Origin of the sequence: Polaromonas vacuolata (assembly GCF_012584515.1) — a bacterium.
GTDB classification, from domain to species: Bacteria; Pseudomonadota; Gammaproteobacteria; order Burkholderiales; family Burkholderiaceae_C; genus Polaromonas; species Polaromonas vacuolata.
The window spans coordinates 2,725,650-2,748,418 of the sequence record NZ_CP051461.1; the positions used below are offsets into that span (position 1 = coordinate 2,725,650).

The following is a 22,769-nucleotide window of genomic DNA, read 5'->3' on the forward strand; positions in this document are numbered from 1 at the left end:
TCACTACAACTACAAGGGGACACTTTGAACATAGTCATCACCGGCGGCGCCGGCTTTTTGGGTGCGCGCCTAGCGCGTGAATTACTCGCACTCGGCCAAGTCAGTCTGGCCGGCGCAGCGCCGCAAACTATTGCTTGCATCAGCTTGGTAGACCGCGCCAGCCCACCTGCCGATCTAGCGGCTGACACACGCATACGCAGCGTGGTGGGCGACCTCAATGATTTACTCGCCAGCAATAGCGCACAAGGCCCTGTGGTGCGCGAACAAGACGCCGTGGTGTTTCACCTCGCCGCCGCTGTTAGCGGCGAATGTGAGGCCAATTTCGACCTCGGCATGCGCAGCAACGTAGACGCCACCCGCGCCTTACTAGAAGCCTGCCGAGCACTCAAAACCTGCCCTACCGTGGTATTCGCCAGCTCCTTGGCCGTGTTTGGCAATTCAGCTGCGCAGCCGCTGCCAGAAGTGATTGATGACCACACCTTGCCAACCCCACAAAGCAGCTACGGTATACAAAAATTCATCGGCGAGCAAATGGTGGCTGACTACGGCCGCAAGGGTTTTATTCGCGCGCGTAATTTGCGCTTGATGACGGTTAGCGTGCGGCCGGGCAAACCGAACGGCGCAGCCTCTAGTTTTCTCAGCGGCATGATTCGCGAACCACTCGCTGGCCTTAGCGGCGCCTGCCCGGTCGCAGCAGAAACCCCAGTCGCACTGTCTTCGCCAGAACGCACTATTGAAGGTTTGGTATGCGCGCTACAAGCGAGTGACGAGAAATGGGGTGCGCGCACGGCGATGAATTTGCCAGCGCTGAGCACTAGCGCCGGTGAGATGGCCAAAGCCTTAGAGCGCTTGGCCGGCGCTAGCACGGCCGCCAAAATTGACTGGACGCCAGACCCAGCGATTATAAAAATCGTCACCAGCTGGCCGTCGAAAATAGACGCCGGTCGGGCTCGCGCACTCGGCCTGCTACCGGACACCGATTTCGACAGCATAGTCGCCGCATACATGCGCGAGAACCCGGGCTAAAAAATAATCTGAAGCAGGGCTTAGACTGATTTGACTTGATCTAACAGCACTGTTTTGCACGACTGAGCAAAGCTTTTTTCATAGCCGTCAAAAGGAGAAACTCATGCTAGACAACGCTAGCGACAGCACGCTTTTCACCACCTCGCTCAATACCCTGCACCTAGAACTGGGCGCGCGCATGGTGGCGTTTGCGGGCTATTCGATGCCGGTGCAATACCCGGCTGGCTTGATCGCCGAACACCTGCATACCCGGCTGGCAGCAAGCTTATTTGATGTCTCTCACATGGGGCAAATGCGGCTTGAGGGCCAAGATGCCGCCGCGGCATTAGAGAGCCTAATGCCAGTCGATGTCATAGGTTTAGCCGCCGGCAAACAGCGCTACGGCCTGCTGCTTGATGAGGCTGGCGGCATTCTTGACGACTTGATGTTTGTCAATCGCAATTTGGCCGATGGCGGCGACATCTTCATCATCGTCAACGGCGCCTGCAAGGCCGCTGACTTGGCGCATATTGAACGACACATTGGCACGCGCTGTGCAGTTATCCCCATGCCCGACAGAGCGCTACTGGCCTTACAAGGCCCGCTGGCCGCAACCGCTTTAGGGCGCTTGGCACCCGGTGTTGAAAAGTTAGTTTTTATGACCGGCGGGCGCTTTGAAATTGCCGGCTGTGATTGCTATTTAACCCGCAGCGGCTACACCGGCGAAGATGGTTTTGAAATCTCGGTACCGGCCGATCAAGCCATGACCTTAGCCAGGGCGCTGCTGGCGCAAAGCGAAGTCAAACCCGCAGGACTGGGCGCGCGTAACTCGCTGCGACTAGAAGCCGGTCTTTGCCTATACGGCAATGACATAGACACAAGCACCACACCCATCCAAGCCCAGCTCAATTGGGCAATTCAAAAAGTACGCCGCAGCGGTGGCGCGCGGGCTGGTGGCTTTCCGGGCGCTGAACGAATCCTCGCCGAGCTCGACGAGCCCAGTCGTTTGAGCCGGCAACGCGTTGGCTTGATCGCTTTAGAACGCATCCCCGTGCGCGAGCACAGCGCCCTGCACGCAATCGACGGCACGTTGCTAGGCGAAGTCAGCAGCGGCCTGCTCTCGCCGAGTCTGAATCAAGCACTCGCCATGGGCTATGTCACACCCAGCCACGCAGCGCTAGGCACGCGAATCCAAGCCAGGGTGCGCGGCAAGCCAGTACCCATGCAAGTTTGTGCCTTGCCCTTTATTGCCAACCGTTACTTTCGCGGTTGATGATCCCCAAGCATCAACAGCTAACATCTTTACTATTATTTTTTTCAATTTTCACTTTTCACTTTTTACCTTTTACCTTTTACCTTTTACCTTTTACCTTTTAGGCAAACCACATGATTAAGTACACCGAAGACCACGAATGGCTAAAAATAGACGGCGACATCGCCACTGTCGGCATCACCGTGCATGCACAAGATGCGCTGGGCGATGTGGTGTTTGTTGACCTGCCCGCAGTCGGCACAGTCTTTACGCAAAAAGAAACCGCTGGCGTGGTCGAGTCGGTCAAAGCCGCGGCCGATGTTTACATGCCAGCCGACGGTGAAATCATAGAAGTCAACGCCGCACTCAAGGACGATCCCTCACTGGCTAACAGCGACCCGCTGGGCACAGGTTGGTTTTTCAAAATCAAACTTTCCGCGCCCGCTCAGCTCGATGCGTTAATGGATGAGACAAGCTACGCCGCATTTGCCAACACCTGAAAACGCCTATCAACCGACAATTAAAAAAGAGATTTTTTAACTATGCCAATGCCATCGATCCAACCGCTAGGCGCACTAGAGAACTCCAACGAATTCATAGCCCGCCACATCGGCATCACGCCAGCAGACCAAGCGCAAATGTTGGCCATAGTGGGCGCGAATTCTCAGCGTGAGTTGATCGATGACATCGTGCCAAAAAGCATTGCACGCAGCAGCCCCATGCAAATTCCAGCACCGGTCACAGAGGCCGCAGCGCTGCGTCAACTACGGGCAATTGCGGGTAAAAATCAAGTCTTTAAGAGCTTTATCGGTCAGGGCTATTACGGCACTTTCACGCCCGGCGTGATCTTGAGAAATATTCTTGAAAATCCGGCTTGGTATACCGCCTACACGCCGTATCAGGCTGAGATTTCGCAAGGCCGCCTGGAAGCCTTGCTCAACTTTCAGACCATGGTATGTGACTTGACCGGCATGCCAATTGCCAACGCCTCCATGCTTGATGAGGCAACCGCTGCGGCCGAAGCCATGACACTGGCAAAGCGCAGCGTTAAAAGTAAAAGCAATGTGTTTTTAATCGCTGGCGACTGTCACCCACAAACCATTGAAGTGATACAGACGCGCGCTAAACCACTGGGCATCACGGTCAAAGTCAGTACCGCAGTCGCGACCTTGCCCTACCTGATGGCGCAGGGCGACTATTTCGGTGTGCTGGCCCAATACCCAGCGACCACCGGCAGCATCCACGACTTACGCCCACTCGCCGGCCAAGCCCATGCCGACGGTGCAGCGCTATGCGTAGCGGCTGACCTGTTGGCCCTAACCTTGCTTGAGCCGCCCGGTCACTGGGATGCCGACATCGTGCTGGGCAGTAGTCAGCGCTTTGGTATGCCCATGGGCAATGGTGGCCCGCATGCGGCTTTCTTGGCTTGTCGTGAGGAGTTCAAACGCTCACTGCCGGGCCGACTTGTCGGTGTCAGCATAGACAGCCACGGCAACCCGGCTTTACGGCTGGCGCTGCAAACCCGCGAGCAACATATACGGCGCGAAAAAGCCACCTCCAACATCTGCACCGCGCAGGTATTGCCCGCCGTCATCGCCAGCATGTATGCGCTTTATCACGGACCTGAAGGTTTAAAGCGGATTGCCGAAAGGGTTGCCACTTACACCGCGATTTTTGTGCTCGGCCTCAAGCAACTGGGTTACACGATTAGCAACACCGGTGCGTTTGACTCAGTCACTGTCAAAACCGGTGAAGCCAGCAAAGCCATCGCCGAACGCGCCCGGCTCTCGGGCTGCAATCTGCGCTTTCGCCTCAAGCACCACTTAGGGGTGAGTTTGGACGAGACCACTAGCCGCAGCGATATAGAACTGCTGTGGTCCTTTTTTGCCCTAGACGGCCAAAGCTTGCCGGTAGTTAGCGCCTTTGAGGACGGGGTAGAAACCTTGATCCCCAAAGAGCTGCGCCGCAGCAGCGCATTTTTAAGCCACCCGGTCTTTAACAGCCACCACTCAGAGACCGCCATGCTGCGCTACATACGCAAGCTCAGCGACAAAGACTTGGCTTTAGACCGCAGCATGATTCCGCTGGGCAGTTGCACCATGAAGCTCAACGCCACCAGCGAGATGCTGGCCGTGACTTGGCCCGCATTTGCCAACATCCATCCGTTTGCCCCAGCCTCGCAATTACGCGGCTATGCAGAACTAGACCAACAACTGCGCGACTGGCTGTGTGAGGCCACCGGCTACGCAGGTATTAGCTTGCAACCCAACGCGGGCTCACAGGGCGAGTACGCCGGCTTGCTGGTGATTCGCGCTTGGCTTGAGGCCAACGGCCAAGCACAGCGCAATATTTGCCTGATTCCCTCATCGGCCCACGGCACCAACCCAGCCAGTGCGCAAATGGCCGGCATGACAGTCGTTGTGACCGCCTGCGACAAGCAAGGCAATGTGGACATGGCAGACCTCAAAGCCAAGTGCGAAGCGCACAGCGAAAAATTAGCTTGCATGATGATTACCTACCCCAGCACGCACGGCGTGTTCGAGACCGAGGTCAAACAACTATGCGAATTGGTGCATTCTCACGGCGGCCGGGTTTATGTCGACGGCGCGAATATGAATGCCTTAATAGGTCTGGCCGCGCCGGGCGAATTTGGCGGTGATGTCAGCCACCTTAATTTGCACAAAACTTTTTGCATCCCACACGGCGGCGGCGGACCAGGCGTAGGCCCGGTCTGCGTAGTCGATGATCTCGTCCCCTATCTGCCCGGACATGCCACTGCAGGTTTGCCAGGCAAAAGCATTGGTGCCATCTCTGCAGCACCACTGGGCAATGCCGCCGTCTTGCCAATTAGCTGGATGTATTGCCGCATGATGGGGCCAGACGGTCTTAAGCAAGCCAGCGAAGTCGCCATACTCAGCGCCAACTACATCAGCGTCCGCCTCAAAGACCATTACCCAACCCTTTATGCCAGCAGCAACGGCCGGGTTGCACACGAATGCATTCTTGACCTGCGCCCGCTAAAAGACAGCAGCGGCGTGACCGCCGAAGATGTTGCCAAACGCCTAATGGACTATGGATTTCACGCACCCACACTGAGTTTTCCAGTACCCGGCACGTTGATGATTGAGCCCACCGAAAGCGAAAACCTAGCCGAGATTGATCGCTTTATAGAAGCCATGATTTCAATCCGCCAAGAGATAAGAAAAATAGAAAATGGCGCTTGGCCGCAAGACAACAACCCACTAAAATATGCGCCGCACACCGCTGCCAGTTTGCTGGGCGAGCAATGGGCAAGGCCTTATTCACGCGAAATAGCCGCCTTTCCTTTGGCCGAATTAAAACAAACCAAGTACTGGCCAACGGTAGGACGCGTCGACAACGTATGGGGCGACCGCAACTTGTTTTGCAGTTGCATACCAGTGGCTAATTACGCTTGAGCAAATCTGCAACGCAAGTGCCAAGTCAACGTAAAACATAAAAAAATACGAGTAATTGCAGCGCAGAACGCCCAACAGTTCCAGTAGGAAAATTCAGCGATAAGCAGTGCAATTAATAAAAACAACCGGCTTAAAGAGTATCTTTAAAACGAACCAACAGCACTGGTGGCTTGCTATGTCTGGCTACCCTTTGAGCTACGCTACCTAAGGCAAAGCGGTTCAATCCGCTGCGGCCATGCGTTCCCATGACGATCAGGTCGCAGCATTTTTTCACACTATCCAAAGTCTCAGTAGATTTTCTACAAACTACTGAAGAAACCTTTAATCGTTTTTTTACAGAGCCGTTTTCGTTGGGCTTGGCGAGCGAATAGCCATCGGCAACTTCAAGAATCACATCCTCAACGCGCCGGCCGGATACTTCACGCAGCAAAGTCTCTGCGGTTAACCCAAACGATTCTGCCGCATGCTTGGCCTTGAGCAGCAAATTCATACCCAATTGCTGCAAGCTCTGAAACATTTCTTCATAGTTCACGACCGAGGTCATTTCAGTGAGCATGGCATAGTCATCGACTACATGCAGAAAAATCAAATGGGCTTTTTCTTTTTGATCAATAGCCAGCTCAATAGCTTGACTTAGCCCACGCTCAGATGTGGGACTGCCGTCGAGAGGCACAAGTATTCGGCGATACATAAAGCATTTCCTTGCAAAAGAGGAATGACAAAGACCCCTAATGGGGATGCAAAAACATCCAGCACTTTATCCGCCACTGATGAAACTGGAGTTGCGTTAAATCAAGCCACAAACGTTTGATATAAAAGGGTGTTGGCCTACGCCGCAAGCTGAGTAAGCCAGATATCATATTAAAGATTGAAAATTTTCCCTGATCTATATGCCAGCTCTTGGATACCAAGCCGACGCATTTAGTAGATTGACAGAAATTATTTAACACCCACCACAACCAGAAATAAATTATGCATCCTCTGCCAAAAACCCTGCATTCACGCCTCTTTGCAATGCTCTTGCTGAGCATGCTGGCCACGCCTTCTTTTGCCCAATACACCGGACCTGTAGACGCCAGCATTGCCACCAGCGTCAAAGCTATTCTCGACAAACCAGTCGATGACCAAAACGTGATTCTTAAGGGCAAACTTATCAAACAGATATCGCTAGAGAAATATATTTTCTCCGACGGAATAAACCAGATCACAGCAGACATAGACAAAGATGATTTTCCACTCGCGCCTATCAACGAAAACACCTTGATTGAAATACGTGGTGAAGTCAAAAAAGATTTACTCGGCGCACCAGAAATTGATGTGGATACAGTTCGCGTTTTGAAATAAATTGATCTAATCTGATCTTGACTTAAAGCTGACTTACACCTATTTCAAACGCTCTGAGCTTGTGACTTTTTTTCTAATTCAAAAGAACACACTCGCCATAGCGGTTAAAAGCGCTAGTTGCGCTTCAGACTTGAATCCGCCCAAGATGGTACTTGCATCATTTGGCGAATAAAAAGCCACTCACTCCGCCAATCAAAGCCGCGCAAACACTGCGCAAACAGCACCTAGCTAAGCCGCGCGAACAACTCAATTCGCTCAATCCACAGCAGCTAAAAAATCACCCTCTCTGGGCGGGGTGCGCTCGTGGAAAAACAGCTGTAGGGCAAAACGACTGCCTGTATGGCAGTCGGAATACAAGCTTGTAAAAACTGAATGAATAAAATTTGATGCAGAGATTTGGCAGACGTCAAACCTAAGAGCGTCATTCACTCATAGTCATAGTCATAGTCACAGTCACAGTTCGTGACAGCGCCAGCTAGGCGCCATCTAAAGCCTTGCATTTTTCGAGTATTCGCAACGTACATCACAGCTTCTTACCCTTGGTGGTGCAAAGCATTTCTAAGCCGATGCGTGTCAATACGTTGGCAAAAAAACCCAATAGCAGCCACGCCCATCACGCCGGCAAACGATTTTCTCCAGCACCAGAGAAAACTCATCACACATCTAGTTGCAAGCGAAACAGTAGCAACAAAAAAAGTACTGACAAGTAGTTAAAAAATATTTACTAAAAATACAACTTGTATAACAATGCAACCAAATAGCCTGAGTAATAAATTACTAAAGGGGGATTTATGCCGAGCGGAATTGGACAGCAATCACAACCGACAACGCCATCACCATCGAGAACGCCGACGCAATCGAGAAGCGGCTCCTCGGCTGAAAACAAAGGTTCACCCATAACAACGCCGCAAGAAGAAACTCCTGTAGGGCAAATAAAAGTTAGCACAGGACTGAGTGACCAGTCACTCGAGTTAACCATCACTCCAGAGGGAAAAATCAGGCAAAGAGGACAGGATAGTGGATCGAAAAATCAAAGCACAAAAACAAATACGCCAACACAAAATCCTGAAAAGCGGCGAAGCTCATACTGCGAAAAATTTACCAATAGTCTAAGCTTGGCAATACCAACATTAATCAGGACTTTCATCAATGTTGGCATAACGGGTAGCATTGGTCTTGCCGCCAAAGCCGGCCTTATTTCATCCATGATCAGGACTGAAGACAAACCCAGTCAAGCGCTTGTTGTAGCAGCTGGCTCAACATTTTTTGCAGCCTCCGCAATTTGTATGGCGCCACGGCTAGGCAAACTGTTGATTCCAAGAGACAGCACACGCTGCGCAGAATTAGTACGCGGCGCATTGGGTTATTCGCCTTGGTTGATTATGGGAGCGCAAGTATTAACCGCTACTCAAATGCCAAACTTAAGTCCGCCTGCAATCGCATTAGCAGGAGTGGTTGTCCAACGAATTATGAGTAATGTCTTGCGCGATATAAACACTCAATTTAGCACAGGCATTGTGCCGCGCTATGAAATTATTGATGACAAAGGGCATGTCTTACACGATGAAAAAATTCAAAATAGTATTAATAAACAACGAACAATGATAGCGACGGTTTTTTATTTCGCCATATCAGCGGCTTTTGTTTCCTATCAAAAAAATGAAAGCCTTAACAAAGCATTTGGAACTGATGGAAAAGAATATTACGAAGGTGGAAAAAAGAACTTCGAAGGAATATTCATGGCCGGCATGCCAAGCGTATTTCTGCGAGCTTTAGCAGAATCAGTAGACGATGTTGGTTCTTTGATCGCCGCAGCATTAACCGCCAGACACCACAATCTAGAAATAAAAAATACTCCTATTGATACAAAATTAGTTATAGGTAATTTTGCAAATTATAAAAAAACATTGAACAATGCAATGGATGCGGCAAGCATGCGCACATTAATGGGTTCGCTTGTCATGAGTGCGAGCAACACCATGGCATGGAATAAAGAAAAGATGTCAGAAGACACGATTAAATGGCTCAACATCACTGCGCAGGCGCTAACAGAATGTAGGGGATATTTAGTAGAACTTCGTCAAAATGAACGCAATAAATTTATCAGAGAAAACCCTTTAGGAAATGATTTCCTACTCCTTAAACGCGCTCAAGCATTAACGCCTAAACAGATCCAAGAAATGTCTGCACAAGTACTAAAACAGGCTGAGAAAAATGACGAGATAACTATTGATACGTTCCGCAACCCAACAGACGCGTCAGGTGGAAGATTCCACGTTGACATAAAGTTAAAAGAAAGTGATTTCATTTCATCTTCACCTGCTAAGAAACAAAACCAAACCGCGATTAATTCTGGCAATAATTCCGTTCAAATTCATGCTGGGCAGGTCACTGATAATAAGAATGTGAATATGTATTCTGCTACTCCTTCACCTGCACCTGCACCTGCACCTGCATCTGCGTCTGCGTCTGCGTCTGCGCATGACTCTGCTACTGCTCCTGTTCCTGTTCCTGTTTCTGCTCCTGCTCCTGCTCCTGCTCTTTCTTATCCTGCTCCTGCTCCTGCTCCTGTTCCTGTTCCTGCTCCTGCTCCTGCTCCTGCTCCTGCTCCTGCTCCTGCTCCTGCTCCTGCTCCTGAGATTCCGACCACATCAGAGTCAAAGCATAGCCCTCCTCCTGCTCTTTCTTCTCTTGAACCTACGCCTGAATCTACGCCTCAACATAAAAAAACTTAATATGGGTAAGTGGTGTCAAGTCACTAAAAAACGATTCTTGATCACGCATTTAAAGCACAACAATTCAGATTTTCAAAGATGAGTGAACTTAAGCAACCAATGCTTGAGTGCCTTCAGATGCGATTTCAACAAACCTCTATGAGTTCAAAGACAGCCTGCTTACCCAGTGCGAATTATTACTAAAACCCGCACTATTATTAACGCGACCTTGATTGCAGCGCCTACCTGCATCAAGAACAAAGACAACGCCGTTGATCCCGAAATGCACTCCAGCTAAAAGCGCAAGTAAAAGCACTTCGTTATAAACACACATATTCAAGTCAACGCAGAGTTGGAATTGGTGCACTCCGTACGCCGAACTTTAGGCCATGTCAGCGACATTTAAAAGCCAACACTCTGCTGCATGGTAAAGAAATACTGACCTTTGGTGATGCCGGTTAACAAGGCGTAAAAAGCGAGTAGATGCCGAAGATGATGTCACTTGGCGGTTCGCCATCAAGCCGTAAATGCGCCTAGCCTTGAGCAAAAAAGACGATAACTATGCACTGATTGATCCAGCGGAAAAACTAAGGGCTAGTGCGAGGGATAAGGTATAGAACCCGTTCCGGGTCTTTAAGCGTCAGTTTGAATTTACGTAGGCACACTAGCGTGACTTGCAAAAGAACACGACTCAGCTCTTCACGCTGTTAGCGCTATCCAATCTGTGTGTGCTTAGTAGCGAAATGGTTGAGGCCAGGGTTGCGTACTTGCGCAAACAGGAGAAACGTTTTGCCCGGCGTTTATGCAAGCCCAGCACGCATTAAAGACAAGTCAAATTGCGGGCGGCTGCGCGTGAAATATCACTGTTTGAAAATTACGAACCCGCTACTCGATATGCCGGGGAACTATTAAGTCCATGCCTAGGGTAAACACTAGCTTCAAATAATTGACAAAATATAATTAAAATTAATTGTTACTTTATGAGACATAAAAAATAAACTTATTTGGAAAATTTATAAGTGGATTAATAAGTTACTGGACTGAACAGACAACTGAAAGCACAGACAAACGATCGTGAAAAACATCTACGTTATTAAGCAACAAGCCTAAACAAGTACTAGAAAAAAATTAATTTTTAAGAGCGTTTAATTCATATTACCAACACATTAATAAAACAGTTTCATGTTTATTCATGTATTGATTTCAGGACAATGATTAATTTTTAAGCGTCTAATTTTTTAATCATGTAGCGAGCTTAGTTACTCATAAATTTTCAATAAAAGTATTCACGTTAGTTATTACTGTTATCGATAATTTATTTTTATCCATGTCAGATGTTTATTAATGGGCGGATTCAAGCTTGAAGTGCAACAGCGTGTTAGTTGGACTTTAACTCTTCCATAAAAACCTGATGCGGTGTTCGATACCCCAAACATTTTCTAGGACGATGATTGAGCCTGTGCATCGCTAAAGCAATGTCATCGTCGGTGATGCAATTAAAGCGCATCCCCTTTGGGAAAAACTGGCGAATCAAACCGTTCATATTCTCGTTTGCCCCACGCTCCCACGAGGCGTATGGATGGGCGAAAAAGAAATCTGCACTCAGCGCAGAAGCTATTCGTTCATGCTGAGAAAATTCCTTGCCGTTATCTGTCGTGAGTGTGTGCACGCAATGAGCGAATGGTTTAAGTAAAGTGATTAACGCGTCCCCTACGGCTTGCGCTGTTTTGAATGGCACGTGGAAAATTATTGAATACCGAGAGACACGCTCGTTAATCGTCACTAGGGCTTGCTTCTGCCCGGCACCAATCACCAGATCAGCCTCCCAGTCGCCAAAGCGCGCACGCTCAAGCACGATGGCGGGTCGCAGTTCTATTGAGACCTGGCGAGAGATGGTGCCGCGCCGTTCACGGCCGCTGCTGCGTTTTTTTCGCGTCTTCTGGCAACGCAGTGTTTTATGCAAGCTGCCGCCCGCGCGTTTGTCAGCGTAGATGTACTGGTAAATGCTCTCATAGCTAACACCGGGTTGGCATCGAGCTTCGAGGTGGCCGCTGATTTGTTCGGGGCTCCAAGCCTCAGCCAACTTTTCCTCCACTACAGCCCATGTCGAGTCAGCAACTCTAGGACTGTTGGCGCAGGCAAGTCTACGTTCTTGGGCTTTGTCATTTGCCTGCTTAGGGCGATAGCCTCGTAGACCGCGGTTACGACGCAACTCACGGCTGATGCTCGATTTATCACGGTCCATCATTTTTGCAATTTCACTTTGATTGAAGTTTGCTTTGGCGAGGATTGCAATCTGGTAACGTTCGTCACGGGTGAGGTGTGTGTAAATCATTCTGGGCAACTTTGACTTGGTGGTCGGGAAGCTTGGATGCTCTCACATCTCACCCACCCGTCCGGTTAGTTTCAAAGTTGCACTTCAGACTTGAATCCGCGATGTGCTGCAACTCGGTTATTTTTAAGTTAGATATTTGACGGTAAAAATAATTAATATAGCTCAGGTTAAATAAGTAAAAATAAAATCTAATAATCATAGATTTTTTTTACTTATTTTTTCTTATTAAACGTGAGATCACAAAAATGAATATTTAGAATTATTAAACATAGAACAAAAAATTTTTATTTCTTCACCTGTAATTTTTTGATTTTTTGATTTTTTGATTTTTTGATTTTTTGATTTTTTGATTTTTTGATTTTTTGATTTTTTGATTTTTTGATTTTTTGATTTTTTGATTTTTTGATTTTTTGATTAAATTATTTTTAACTGCTATGCATCAGATGAAAGTTAACAAGTTTCAAAAAAAAGGAAACATTTATGAATCCAATATCAGGTTCATCAACTCCAGAGAGAAAACATTCGAATCAAACTCAAACATCGACGCCTCCAGAGAGCCTTAAAGACAGACACGAATCGAGAAATGATGGTTATGGTATAGATGTCAGTGATCTGGTAAGACCGGGTCTCTCACCGACACTTAAACTTGATTCGTCAGTATCCAACGGCCTCACAGATAATAAACATTATTCTCAGTCGAGAAAAATTAGCGAAAGTCTAAATCTTAGTGATAGCGAGGTCGATAAACTTTACAGTGAATATAACAAGGATACCGAGCACAAACCTCGTGATTCCTGTTGCAAACATATTCATATAGGCGCTGTTGTCGGCGGCTTCACATCGCTGAGAACCTTTTTTATTGTCTCCGTCTCCAATACTTTAGGAAAGCTCGCGAACATTGGCTCGACCATTGCTTGGCATCGCAGCACCAACGATGTACAGAAAGCATTAATTGGTTTAGGTTGCATTGCGGTCGTTGCGGGTACGGCCATAAAAATAAATAACGGACTAGCTGTTTTAACAACCCCGTGCGCCAAACTACCCAAATTATTAAATAATATCCTAGGCTATTCGCCATCAATAACATTGTGCATATTGGTAATGAGGCACCTTGATGCAACGACGAAGAGCCTTACGCCTAGTGCAGTTATGTTCATGGGCGTCGATAGGATTTTGAGCTGCGTTTCACGCGACTTTTTGACTATGCTTACTCGCGGTGCCGTTCCAAGTTTAGCGCTCATAGATATTGAAACATCGAAGGCGTTGCTTCCCGAATCAACAGAACGTCAAAATATTAACCGTTCAAAAGCAACACAAGCCGCTATTGTTTATGGTCTGATTGTGCTGGCATATTTTCTTGTAAAAAATTCAACAAACTATAATGAGTTGCTTGGCACTGACGGTAAAGATACTAATAAAAGCGGTAATTTAAAAAGTTTTGAAAATATGTTTCTTGCAGCCGGACCAACTTTAGTGCTTCGAACAATTGTTGAAATGCTCGATGACGTGAATGGCGGAATCGCCTTAGCGTGGGCCACATATAAAGAAAAAGGAGTTACGCTCACGCGAATGCCAGTAGACATGGAGAAGATGAAAGAAAATTTCAATAATATAGCGAATACCCTTCACCAAACTTTTGACTTCAGCTCACTTCGAATATTAAATAGTATGGTTGCGCTGGGGCTTGAAACATTAATACCCACATCAGATAATTCACGTATTTACAAGTCGATACTTCAAGCAATATGGGGCGGCTGGACAGAATTTAGGCCAAACCTTGTGGAGAATTATCAAAAAGGTGAATTGAAGAAGGACATAACCGCTTTAAACCAAGAGTGGAGAGCTAGGGAGCTGACCAAAGGTTCAACAGATAAAGAGCTCACTACTATTGAGAGAAACGTGAAGTTGAAAACTGCAGAGCAGCGCAGTCGAAGAAGTGAGCTCAAATCTTATCCGACTGACTTAGGTGCAGGCTCATCCATTCCATACTTAGCAACAATGCCTGCAAGTGTGCCTGAAACCCCAGTTAAAAAAACTGGTGATGAACAAACGGAATCCGAAGGGGCTGTCGTTCAAAAATTAGACGAGCTTGCTAAAGCCCAAGCCGAAAGTCATAGGATTTTAGAAAGTTTAATATTAAACAGCCCAAGCCCAAGCGTCAGTTCTCAAGGCAGTCCAGATAATAAAAATATAGCGCGAGACGAGTTAAATTCCTCGATGTTTAAAACGACTGCTTCAGAAAGCGCTTTAATTTTAAAGCGTCAAAGCATCGAAGAACAGGTTATTCAAACTCTTATAAAAATGGTACCAAACACCATCTTTAAAATAGGTAATACTGACTATCAATTCAAATCGTACGACCAATCAACGGGCGTGATAACAGCTAGAAATGCGAATTTTAAAAGAGAAACTACTCGTGACCAAGTCAGTGTCAGACTCGCATCAAACAGGCAAAATATAATGCGTTTAAAAATAGATAATTCTTAAAGGTACTTCGCCCCATAGCTAATCCCCTCCCGCCCCCGGTTTCCCACGCGAAGACTTAATTTCAGAACGCTGACTTTTACCCGCTAAGCGCCTTTGTTTAGAACCATATGTTGGCTTTGTTGCCCGCCTTGTCTTGGCGGGCACCGCAATACTGTCTATGACTTCTTGCAGCCGGGCCAGTGCATCGCTGCGGTTCATCTCTTGGGTTCTGTGTTGCTGGGCTTTTAAAACCAACACACCTTCTTGCGTGATGCGGCTGTCGCGCAAACAAAGTAGTCGCTCTTTGATTTCATCTGGCAAGGATGAGGCCAAGATATCAAAGCGCAAATGAATCGCGCTAGAAACTTTGTTGACATTTTGCCCGCCAGCGCCTTGCGCGCGAATGGCGCTGATGTCTACCTCGCGTTCATCGACTGGGTATTTTGGCGTGGTACTCATGTCATGAATGCAGATAGCCGGTCTAGGCTATAGCGCTGCTTTGTCCATATCGGCCAGCGCTTGAATCGCCAGCGCATAACCACTGACACCAAAACCTGCCATCACCGCTTTGGCGACTGGTGAAATATACGAGTGATGGCGAAAACTCTCACGCGCATGCACGTTGCTGATGTGCAGCTCTATAACCCGCACGCCTGCGCCCTTAATCGCGTCGTGCAGGGCTACGCTAGTATGGGTGTAAGCGCCGGCATTGAGCACCACACCCGCCAAAGTGCCAGCGGCTTGGGCCAGACCGGCTTCGTGGATGGCGTCTATGAGAACACCTTCATGATTGCTTTGGCGAAAGTCAAGTAGCAAGCCTTGCGCCTGACAGGCGTGACTGCAAAGTGCCTTGACATCCTCTAGGGTTTGCGAGCCGTAGACGGCTGGCTCACGCGAGCCTAATAAGTTGAGGTTGGGGCCGTTGAGAATCAGAGCTGTTTTCATCTTCAATCTTTCAAAAACGCTGTGGGCCTTGCGCGCACTTTGGCGGGCTCAATTGAGTTTGCAGTCCATCGCCGGCTTTTGGTGTGGTCGATTTTTTCTTTACTTTGTCTAGGCTTTTTGCCTAGCTGCGTTGGCGTGCAATGTCTGGCGTTGCCACTTGGACATCCGCGTTTTGTGCGCGTTGGCGCAAGGCATGTTCCATCACCACCAAGGCCAGCATGGCCTCGGCAATTGGCGTGGCGCGTATGCCCACACACGGGTCGTGTCTGCCCTTGGTAATCACTTCAGACGGCTGGCCGCTGGTGTCTATGGACTGGCGCGGCGAGATGATGGAGCTGGTCGGCTTAATCGCAATCGAGACTTCAAGATCTTGACCCGTGCTGATACCGCCCAACACACCGCCGGCGTTATTGGACATGAATCCGGTCGGCAGCAAGCCGTCACCGTGGGTAGTGCCGCGCTGGCTGACGCTGGCAAAGCCGGCGCCAATTTCTACGCCTTTGACGGCGTTAATGCCCATCATGGCAAAAGCTATGTCGGCATCTAACTTGTCAAACAGTGGCTCGCCCAGACCGACCGGCACACCTGAGGCCATGACGCGAATGCGCGCGCCGCAAGAGTCGCCGGCTTTGCGCAAGGCATCCATAAAGTCTTCGAGCACAGAAACATCGGCCATGGGCGCAAAAAACGGGTTATTGGCGACATGATCCCAGGACTCAAAGGGAATTTGCACATCGCCGATTTGAGTCATACAGCCGCGAAACGTGGTGCCGTATTTCTCAAACAACCACTTCTTGGCTACCGCACCCGCTGCCACCATGGGCGCGGTTAAACGCGCCGAAGAGCGGCCACCGCCGCGTGGGTCGCGCAGGCCGTATTTATGTAGATAGGTGTAGTCGGCGTGACCGGGTCTGAAGGTCTCGAGAATATTGCCGTAGTCTTTACTGCGCTGATCGGTATTTTTAATTAACAGGCAGATCGGTGTGCCGGTGGTTTTGCCTTGGTAGACACCAGAGACAATTTCGACCGCGTCGGGCTCGTTGCGCTGGGTCACGTGGCGGCTGGTGCCGGGTCTGCGCCGGTCCAAATCGGCCTGTATGTCGGCCTCACACAGCAGCATGCCGGGCGGGCAGCCGTCAATCACGCAGCCGATGGCTGGACCGTGGGATTCACCAAAGTTGGTGACTGCGAATAAATTTCCTAGTGTGCTGCCTGCCATATACAGTGAGTTTACCTGCAGTCGCAGGCGGTTTTACGCAGCGCTGTAGTAGGCCGTATTAAAGACTCGATTGAAGTTCGAATACAGCGATCAGCCACTGGTTAAATATTGCTGATTACGCGGGCTTTTGTCACCCGCAACTGCCTCAGCAGGGCGAGCGTTTATGGCGAATCAGTCTCTGGCTTCTTCCTCTGCCGGCCAGTCTCGGATATAGGCTTTGAGCATCTTATTTTCAAAATTTTGACTGTCCACCACGGCTTTGGCAACGTCGTAAAAGCTAATCACGCCCATGAGCATTTTTTGATTCATCACCGGCATATAGCGCGCATGGCGCTCTAGCATCATGCGGCGTACCTCGTCTAACTCGGTCTCAGAGGTGCAGGTCAAAGGTGCGTCGTCCATGGCCTTACGCACTAAGGTGTTACCGATCACACCGCCGTTGCTGACGGTGCAGATGATTACCTCGCGGAAAGTGAGCATGCCAACCAAGTCACCATGCTCCATGACAACTAGCGAGCCGATATCTTTTTCTGCCATGATGCTGGCCGCTTTGGCTAGCGGCTCATCCGCCTGAACCGTGTATAACGTGCTGCCTTTTACGCGCAGTATGTCTGCAACTTTCATGGCGGTACTCCTTTGAAACCTGTGTATGTTGTTCGATAACAATTTTTTCGCGCCGCAAATTAAAAACCGAAGGCGAACGAGAAAAAAGTAAAAGCTGTCGAATACAAATATAGCGCACATTAATACGCTCAAATGTAAGCATGAACCCGAACTGAACATGATCGGTCTTTAGATCGACAACATAGTTTTCAATCTGTGAACTGCTGGCTATTACCCCGGTGAGACGATAGAAAAGACTAGACAAAGGCTTTAATAAAGCACTACATAACGCTGATTTTTTTTAGCGTTTGATGGGGCCGAGTTTTGAAGTTGCATGAGACTCGTCCTTGGCAACCACCACACTAACAGGTGAAACCACAGCACCCACCGCGTCAGGGCTGGTCAGTGTTTCGTCGCTGCTAGGTGCTGGCTTGCCAGCAACGTTGGCTTCATCCTTGGCTAACAAAAAACGCTGGGGATCAAGAACTTCCCCCGCACGACTGGCTTGGTGCTTGAGCTCAGCGCGTTGCAGGGCTGCCGCCTGCTCAAGTTCAGCTTGTAGAAATCCAGCCTCTAGGTGCTCAATCAGCTGCGACTCACATTCCCTTTGATAGTTAATAAGTTCGTGCATAAAAGCACCCACTTGCAGCTCCTGCAAGTTGCGTTGATTTTGGGGGGATTGCGCAGCCGTTCGTGATGCGCCATTCGGCGCTTTGATTGCTGCGTTCTCAGTCGCAGTTAAAGGCAACCTAGCCGTTCGGTTAAGGTCTGGGTTTTTGTCTATAGACATTCAGCGTCTCCGTTCAAGCCAAGCACTCAACACGCAAAAATTTTTATCTAAATTTTGGTGCGCAATGCTAGTAAATCTAGTGCAGCAATCACCAGCCCATCACATCAGTGGCTTGGCCTTGAGCAGAGTTCCTTTTACTACCTACCTTAGAGCCAGAGCGAAGGCGTCTTAGGCAAGGCGGCCATTAAGGCCCGCGTGTCAGCCGTATGCGGCGAGCGCTTGGTCTGCGCATCATGGGATTGCAGCAAGCGTGACAAGGTCGATGCTTGCGGCACTAAGCTGCCTAAAAATAGCAGGCCATGTGCGTCGGCTATCAGCAAGGTGGGGAATGTTTCTATGTCCATATCCCCCAGCAGATCAGCGTGGTCTTCAATATCTACCCAGCCAAAGCGGCAGTCAGAATGCTGACCCACCAGCGACTCGAAAATAGTGCGATAGTCGCGACACACGCCGCACCAGTCGGCACACAGACAAACTACCCAAACGCTGGCGGGTGAACTGGCTTGCAAATTACTAGACATTCTTTTTATCAACACCGCATAAAAATAAAAAATTCATTCAAGCCATTAAAAAGATTTAAAGCCAACAAAACGATTAAAGCGCTTGCCTGAGTTGAAGCGCATCCCAGCCAGCTCGCGTCCACAATGGCAGCGTGGAATCAGCTTTATCCAGTAGCAACTGCTGCATCAGTGGCGCTAGCGCAGTCTTGTCGGGGTCAGCGAGGAGTAAATAACGCGAGTCTTGCTCGGTGTCGTCAACCAACTGACCGATCCAGCCTAGCTCTACCAAGACCGCCAACACCGGCTCTATTTGTAGCGCATCGACTTGCAACTGCCGAGCCAAAGACGACAGCGTCAATCCGTGACTGGGCTGGCTGCGCTCGGCATAGAGTTGCTGAAGCACCTCAATCGACATCTGAAATTGCCAGCCATTGCCATTGCCGCGTCTGGACACACCGGCCAGCAAGCTGGGCAGGTAGGCGGCGATAACAGCACCCATCAGCACAATCACCCAAGCCACGTAAATCCAGACCAGCAAGATAGGCAGCGTCGCAAAAGCGCCGTAGATCAGCGAGTAAGTCGGCACCGACCCCAGATAAACACTGAGTATTTTTTTGGCCAGCTCTAATACCGCCGCAGCAAATATGCCGCCCGACAGCGCATGCGCCCACTTAACATGGGTATTGGGCACATAGCGATATAGCGCGGCCAAAGACCCAGAGACCAAAATAAACTGAAACACATCGAGCAAAAACCGCAGGCTAAACGGCAAGTCGCCCACCAAACCACTGGACGCGGACACCACAAACGAGGTCACCGCCAAGCTAGCGCCCATCACCAAGGGTCCGAGCGTAATAGCCGCCCAGTAAATCAACACCCGCTGGGTTAAGGGTCTGGGCTTTTTCACACGCCAAATATTGTTAAGCGTGTGGTCAATGGTGAGTATCAAAGCCAGTGCAGTCGCCAGCAAAATCGCCAAGCCGGCCACGCCTAGCTTGCTGGCTTGGCGGCTGAACTGGGTCAGGTAGCCCAGCACTTGGCGCGCAATGTTCTCAGGTATTAGGCTTTGAATTAGCCAGCCTTGGAGCACGCCTTGAAGCTTGGAGAACATGGGAAAGGCGGTAAAAATCGCCAAAGCCACGGTAAAAAAAGGCACTAACGCCAGTGAGGTGGTGAAAGTCAAACTGCCGGCAGTCAGACCCATACGGTCTTCGCGAAAGCGGTCGCGCAGCGTCGAGACGGTGTCGCGCCACGGAAAGCGGGCGAGCTTGCGGCAAAAGGCTTGCAGGGATTGCTGGAATGTCATCCCCGGTATCATGCCTTAGACGCGAGCAGTTTTTACTCAAGCAGTCTTTCCAGCCGCAGCGACTTGTCCATCATGACCGCAACGCCTTTTCGCTTTGCCTTTTCTCCTTTTCCACATCCTTGAGCGAATGAACAAAACCACGCAAATCGACGCTACCCGCTATTTAGCTGCTGGCTCCATGATGGCCTTGATCGCACTAGGCCTGGCTTGGGAATTGTGGCTGGCACCGGTGCGCCCGGGCGGCTCGCTGCTGGCGTTAAAAGTGCTGCCGCTATGTCTACCGCTGGCCGGCATACTCAAAAATCGTATGTATACCTATCGGTGGATGAGCTTGCTGGTCTGGCTTTACTTTATCGAAGGCGCAACCCGCGCTTGGAGCGACAAAGCCCCTGGCAACTATTTGGCCATGCTGGAAGTTTTTTTATGCCTGCTGCTATTTGCCGCCTGCGCTTTTCATGTCCGGCTACGGCTCAATCACGCCAAAGCCCAAGCGCTAGTCCAAGCACAAGCTGACGCTGAGCGGCAAGACGCCAGCCATACTCTTAACCCAAGGTCAGACTCTTAATGAATACCTCACTACTCCAAGAATTAAGCGCTATCTGCGGTCAAACCCATGTGCTGTCCGAAGGCGACCTGACCGCCTATGAACAAGACTGGCGCAAACGCTCGCGCGGCAAAGCGCTGGCAGTGGTGCGGCCGTCGAGCACCGAGCAAGTTGCCGCCATCGTCAAAGCCTGTGCCAAAGCCGGCGTCAGCTTGGTCGCCCAAGGCGGCAACACTGGTCTGGTCGGCGGCTCAACCCCAGACGGCTCTGGTCTGCAAGTGGTGCTGAGCTTGCAGCGCATGAATGCGGTGCGCAGCTTAGATCCAGCCAACCTGACCATGACGGTAGAAGCCGGTTGCATTTTGCAGACCTTGCAAGAAACCGCAGAAAAAGCCGGCTTTTTATTCCCCCTGAGTTTGGCCGCGCAAGGCAGTTGCACCATAGGCGGCAATCTAGCGACCAACGCCGGCGGCACCCAAGTCGTACGCTACGGCAATGCGCGTGAGCTTTGCTTAGGCCTTGAAGTGGTCACCGCACAAGGTGATATTTGGCAAGGTTTGAGCGGGCTGCGCAAAGACAACACGGGCTACGATTTGCGCGACTTATTCATCGGCAGTGAAGGCACTTTGGGCATCATCACTGCGGCAACCATCAAACTCTATCCACAGCCAGCGGCTCGGCTAACCGCTTGGGCCGCCGTGCCGTCAATGGAGGAAGCCGTCAAATTGCTGGGCTTGGCGCACCAACATTTGGGTGCGGGGTTGACGGGTTTTGAAGTCATGGGCCAGTTCGCGCTCAGCTTAGTCGCCAAGCATTACAAACAGCAACGCGTGCCGCTTTATGAAGACACGGCTTTTTGCGTGTTGTTAGAAAACTCCGACCATGAGAGCGAATCGCATGCGCGCGAGCAATTCGAAAAACTGCTAGAAACTGCACTCGAACAAGGCTGCGTAACCGATGCAGTAGTGGCAGAAAATATTGCCCAAGCCCATCAGCTCTGGCATGTCAGAGAGAGCATTCCGCTGGCCCAAGCCGATGAGGGGCTCAACATCAAGCATGACATTTCGATAGCGGTATCTTTGATCCCTAAGTTTGTTGCCGAGACCGACGCCCTGCTTGCACAAGCCATCCCCGGCGTGCGGCTGGTTAACTTCGGCCATTTGGGTGACGGCAATTTGCATTACAACGTGCAAGCGCCAGAGGGCAGCGATGGCGTCGCGTTTTTGCGCGACAAAGAAGAAGAAGTCAACACCATAGTCTATGACTCGGTGGCACGTTTTGAGGGTTCGATTTCAGCCGAGCACGGCGTCGGTAGCCTCAAGCTAGAAAAGTTAGAAAAACATAAATCTCCAGTAGCACTGGCCATGATGCGCAGCATCAAACAAGCGCTAGACCCACAAGGCATCATGAACCCTGGCCGAGTCTTCAAGACATAATTTAAGCCCCTGCTCTGCTCTGCCCCAACTGTGATTCATACATGACAACGCCAACTTACTCTCAATACGAAGACTTCATGCGCCACGTCGCCAGCCAAGGCGTGAACAAAGCCGACCGCACTGGCACTGGCACCCAAAGCGTTTTTGGTCACCAGATGCGGTTTGATTTAAACCAAGGCTTCCCGCTGGTGACGACTAAAAAAGTTCACCTCAAATCCATAGTCCACGAACTGCTGTGGTTTTTGCAGGGCTCTAGCGACAACAACTGGCTTAAAGAGCGTGGCGTGAGTATTTGGAACGAATGGGCTAAAGAAGACGGCGACTTAGGCCCAGTCTACGGCGTTCAGTGGCGTAGCTGGCCGACGCCGGACGGCGGCCATATAGACCAGATCAGCGAAGTCATACACACGCTAAAAACCAATCCAGATTCGCGCCGCATTATTGTCAGCGCATGGAATGTGGCCGATCTCTCAAAAATGGCGCTCATGCCGTGTCATGCGTTTTTTCAGTTTTATGTCGCGCCCGGTGAAGACGGCAAGCCCGGCAAACTCAGCTGTCAGCTGTATCAGCGCAGCGCAGATATTTTTCTCGGTGTGCCGTTTAATATTGCCAGTTACGCTCTGCTCACACACATGGTGGCGCAGCAATGTGACCTTGATGTGGGCGACTTCATCTGGACTGGCGGCGACTGCCATATCTACAGCAATCACCAGGAACAAGTCGCGCTGCAACTGAGTCGCCAGCCCCTGCCTTACCCCACACTGCATATCAAACGCCAGCCGCCCTCGCTGTTCGATTACCAGTTTGAAGACTTTGAGTTTCTCAACTACCAACACCATCCGGCCATCAAAGCACCGGTCGCGGTTTAACTTT

The 22,769-nt window shown here is 50.0% G+C and carries 19 protein-coding genes; 10 read left to right on the forward strand and 9 right to left on the reverse strand.

What is annotated here, in order from left to right; genetic code table 11:
- Window positions 1-24 precede the first annotated feature (24 nt).
- From denD to gcvP, 4 genes are all read left to right on the forward strand, one after another.
- Window positions 25-1,026 carry a D-erythronate dehydrogenase gene (gene denD, locus HC248_RS12430; RefSeq protein WP_168922752.1) on the forward strand — a complete coding sequence of 334 codons (1,002 nt, stop codon included), beginning with the start codon at window positions 25-27 and terminating at the stop codon, window positions 1,024-1,026.
- A 103-nt stretch (window positions 1,027-1,129) separates the two neighbouring features.
- Entirely contained in the window at window positions 1,130-2,278 is a 1,149-nt protein-coding gene (gene gcvT, locus HC248_RS12435) for a glycine cleavage system aminomethyltransferase GcvT (protein ID WP_168922753.1), read from the forward strand.
- Between the two features lie 113 nt (window positions 2,279-2,391).
- The gene (gene gcvH / locus HC248_RS12440; protein ID WP_168922754.1) at window positions 2,392-2,757 is read left to right on the forward strand and encodes a glycine cleavage system protein GcvH; all 366 of its coding nucleotides are present in this window, start codon (window positions 2,392-2,394) and stop codon (window positions 2,755-2,757) included.
- A gap of 42 nt (window positions 2,758-2,799) precedes the next feature.
- Window positions 2,800-5,694, forward strand: coding sequence for an aminomethyl-transferring glycine dehydrogenase (gene gcvP, locus HC248_RS12445; protein ID WP_168922755.1), 2,895 nt, complete (start codon window positions 2,800-2,802; stop codon window positions 5,692-5,694).
- Window positions 5,695-5,824: 130 nt separating this feature from the next.
- Here gcvP and HC248_RS12450 read toward each other — a convergent pair whose 3' ends face one another.
- Window positions 5,825-6,385 (reverse strand): universal stress protein, encoded by a 561-nt coding sequence (locus HC248_RS12450; RefSeq protein ID WP_168922756.1) that lies wholly within the window; start codon window positions 6,383-6,385, stop codon window positions 5,825-5,827.
- 281 nt (window positions 6,386-6,666) lie between these two features.
- Between HC248_RS12450 and HC248_RS12455 the strand changes: the two genes are divergently transcribed.
- Window positions 6,667-7,038, forward strand: a complete 372-nt coding sequence (locus tag HC248_RS12455; protein ID WP_238342620.1) for a YgiW/YdeI family stress tolerance OB fold protein — start codon at window positions 6,667-6,669, stop codon at window positions 7,036-7,038.
- A 791-nt stretch (window positions 7,039-7,829) separates the two neighbouring features.
- Window positions 7,830-9,773 (forward strand): hypothetical protein, encoded by a 1,944-nt coding sequence (locus tag HC248_RS17730; RefSeq protein WP_238342845.1) that lies wholly within the window; start codon window positions 7,830-7,832, stop codon window positions 9,771-9,773.
- A gap of 1,357 nt (window positions 9,774-11,130) precedes the next feature.
- Here HC248_RS17730 and HC248_RS12465 read toward each other — a convergent pair.
- Entirely contained in the window at window positions 11,131-12,087 is a 957-nt protein-coding gene (locus HC248_RS12465; protein WP_168921001.1) for an IS30 family transposase, read from the reverse strand.
- Window positions 12,088-12,567: 480 nt separating this feature from the next.
- Between HC248_RS12465 and HC248_RS12470 the strand changes: the two genes are divergently transcribed.
- The gene (locus tag HC248_RS12470) at window positions 12,568-14,574 is read left to right on the forward strand and encodes a hypothetical protein (protein ID WP_168922757.1); all 2,007 of its coding nucleotides are present in this window, start codon (window positions 12,568-12,570) and stop codon (window positions 14,572-14,574) included.
- Window positions 14,575-14,592: 18 nt separating this feature from the next.
- Here HC248_RS12470 and arfB read toward each other — a convergent pair whose 3' ends face one another.
- From arfB to HC248_RS12505, 7 genes are all read right to left on the reverse strand, one after another.
- Window positions 14,593-15,012 carry an alternative ribosome rescue aminoacyl-tRNA hydrolase ArfB gene (gene arfB, locus HC248_RS12475; protein ID WP_168922758.1) on the reverse strand — a complete coding sequence of 140 codons (420 nt, stop codon included), beginning with the start codon at window positions 15,010-15,012 and terminating at the stop codon, window positions 14,593-14,595.
- Between the two features lie 27 nt (window positions 15,013-15,039).
- On the reverse strand, window positions 15,040-15,498 hold the full coding sequence (gene aroQ / locus HC248_RS12480) for a type II 3-dehydroquinate dehydratase (protein ID WP_168922759.1): 459 nt from the start codon (window positions 15,496-15,498) through the stop codon (window positions 15,040-15,042).
- 121 nt (window positions 15,499-15,619) lie between these two features.
- Complete coding sequence (aroC, locus tag HC248_RS12485) at window positions 15,620-16,717, reverse strand: chorismate synthase (protein WP_168922760.1); 1,098 nt, start codon at window positions 16,715-16,717, stop codon at window positions 15,620-15,622.
- A gap of 171 nt (window positions 16,718-16,888) precedes the next feature.
- Window positions 16,889-17,341, reverse strand: a complete 453-nt coding sequence (locus HC248_RS12490) for a CBS domain-containing protein (protein ID WP_168922761.1) — start codon at window positions 17,339-17,341, stop codon at window positions 16,889-16,891.
- Between the two features lie 280 nt (window positions 17,342-17,621).
- Complete coding sequence (locus HC248_RS12495; RefSeq protein ID WP_168922762.1) at window positions 17,622-18,110, reverse strand: hypothetical protein; 489 nt, start codon at window positions 18,108-18,110, stop codon at window positions 17,622-17,624.
- A 146-nt stretch (window positions 18,111-18,256) separates the two neighbouring features.
- Window positions 18,257-18,631 (reverse strand): thioredoxin family protein, encoded by a 375-nt coding sequence (locus HC248_RS12500; RefSeq protein ID WP_168922763.1) that lies wholly within the window; start codon window positions 18,629-18,631, stop codon window positions 18,257-18,259.
- Window positions 18,632-18,704: 73 nt separating this feature from the next.
- Window positions 18,705-19,916 carry a YihY family inner membrane protein gene (locus tag HC248_RS12505; RefSeq protein WP_238342621.1) on the reverse strand — a complete coding sequence of 404 codons (1,212 nt, stop codon included), beginning with the start codon at window positions 19,914-19,916 and terminating at the stop codon, window positions 18,705-18,707.
- Between the two features lie 127 nt (window positions 19,917-20,043).
- Here HC248_RS12505 and HC248_RS12510 point away from each other — a divergent pair, with 127 nt between their 5' ends.
- The 3 genes from HC248_RS12510 to HC248_RS12520 are packed head-to-tail and all read left to right on the forward strand — an operon-like array spanning window position 20,044 to window position 22,765.
- Window positions 20,044-20,481 carry a DUF2069 domain-containing protein gene (locus HC248_RS12510; RefSeq protein WP_168922765.1) on the forward strand — a complete coding sequence of 146 codons (438 nt, stop codon included), beginning with the start codon at window positions 20,044-20,046 and terminating at the stop codon, window positions 20,479-20,481.
- Window positions 20,481-21,896: an FAD-binding oxidoreductase gene (locus tag HC248_RS12515; RefSeq protein ID WP_168922766.1), complete on the forward strand. Its 1,416-nt coding sequence runs from the start codon at window positions 20,481-20,483 to the stop codon at window positions 21,894-21,896. The genes HC248_RS12510 and HC248_RS12515 overlap by 1 nt, the downstream gene beginning before the upstream one ends.
- Window positions 21,897-21,937: 41 nt before the next feature.
- A complete protein-coding gene (locus HC248_RS12520) occupies window positions 21,938-22,765 on the forward strand; it encodes a thymidylate synthase (protein ID WP_168922767.1) in 828 nt (275 codons plus the stop codon).
- Window positions 22,766-22,769 lie beyond the last annotated feature (4 nt).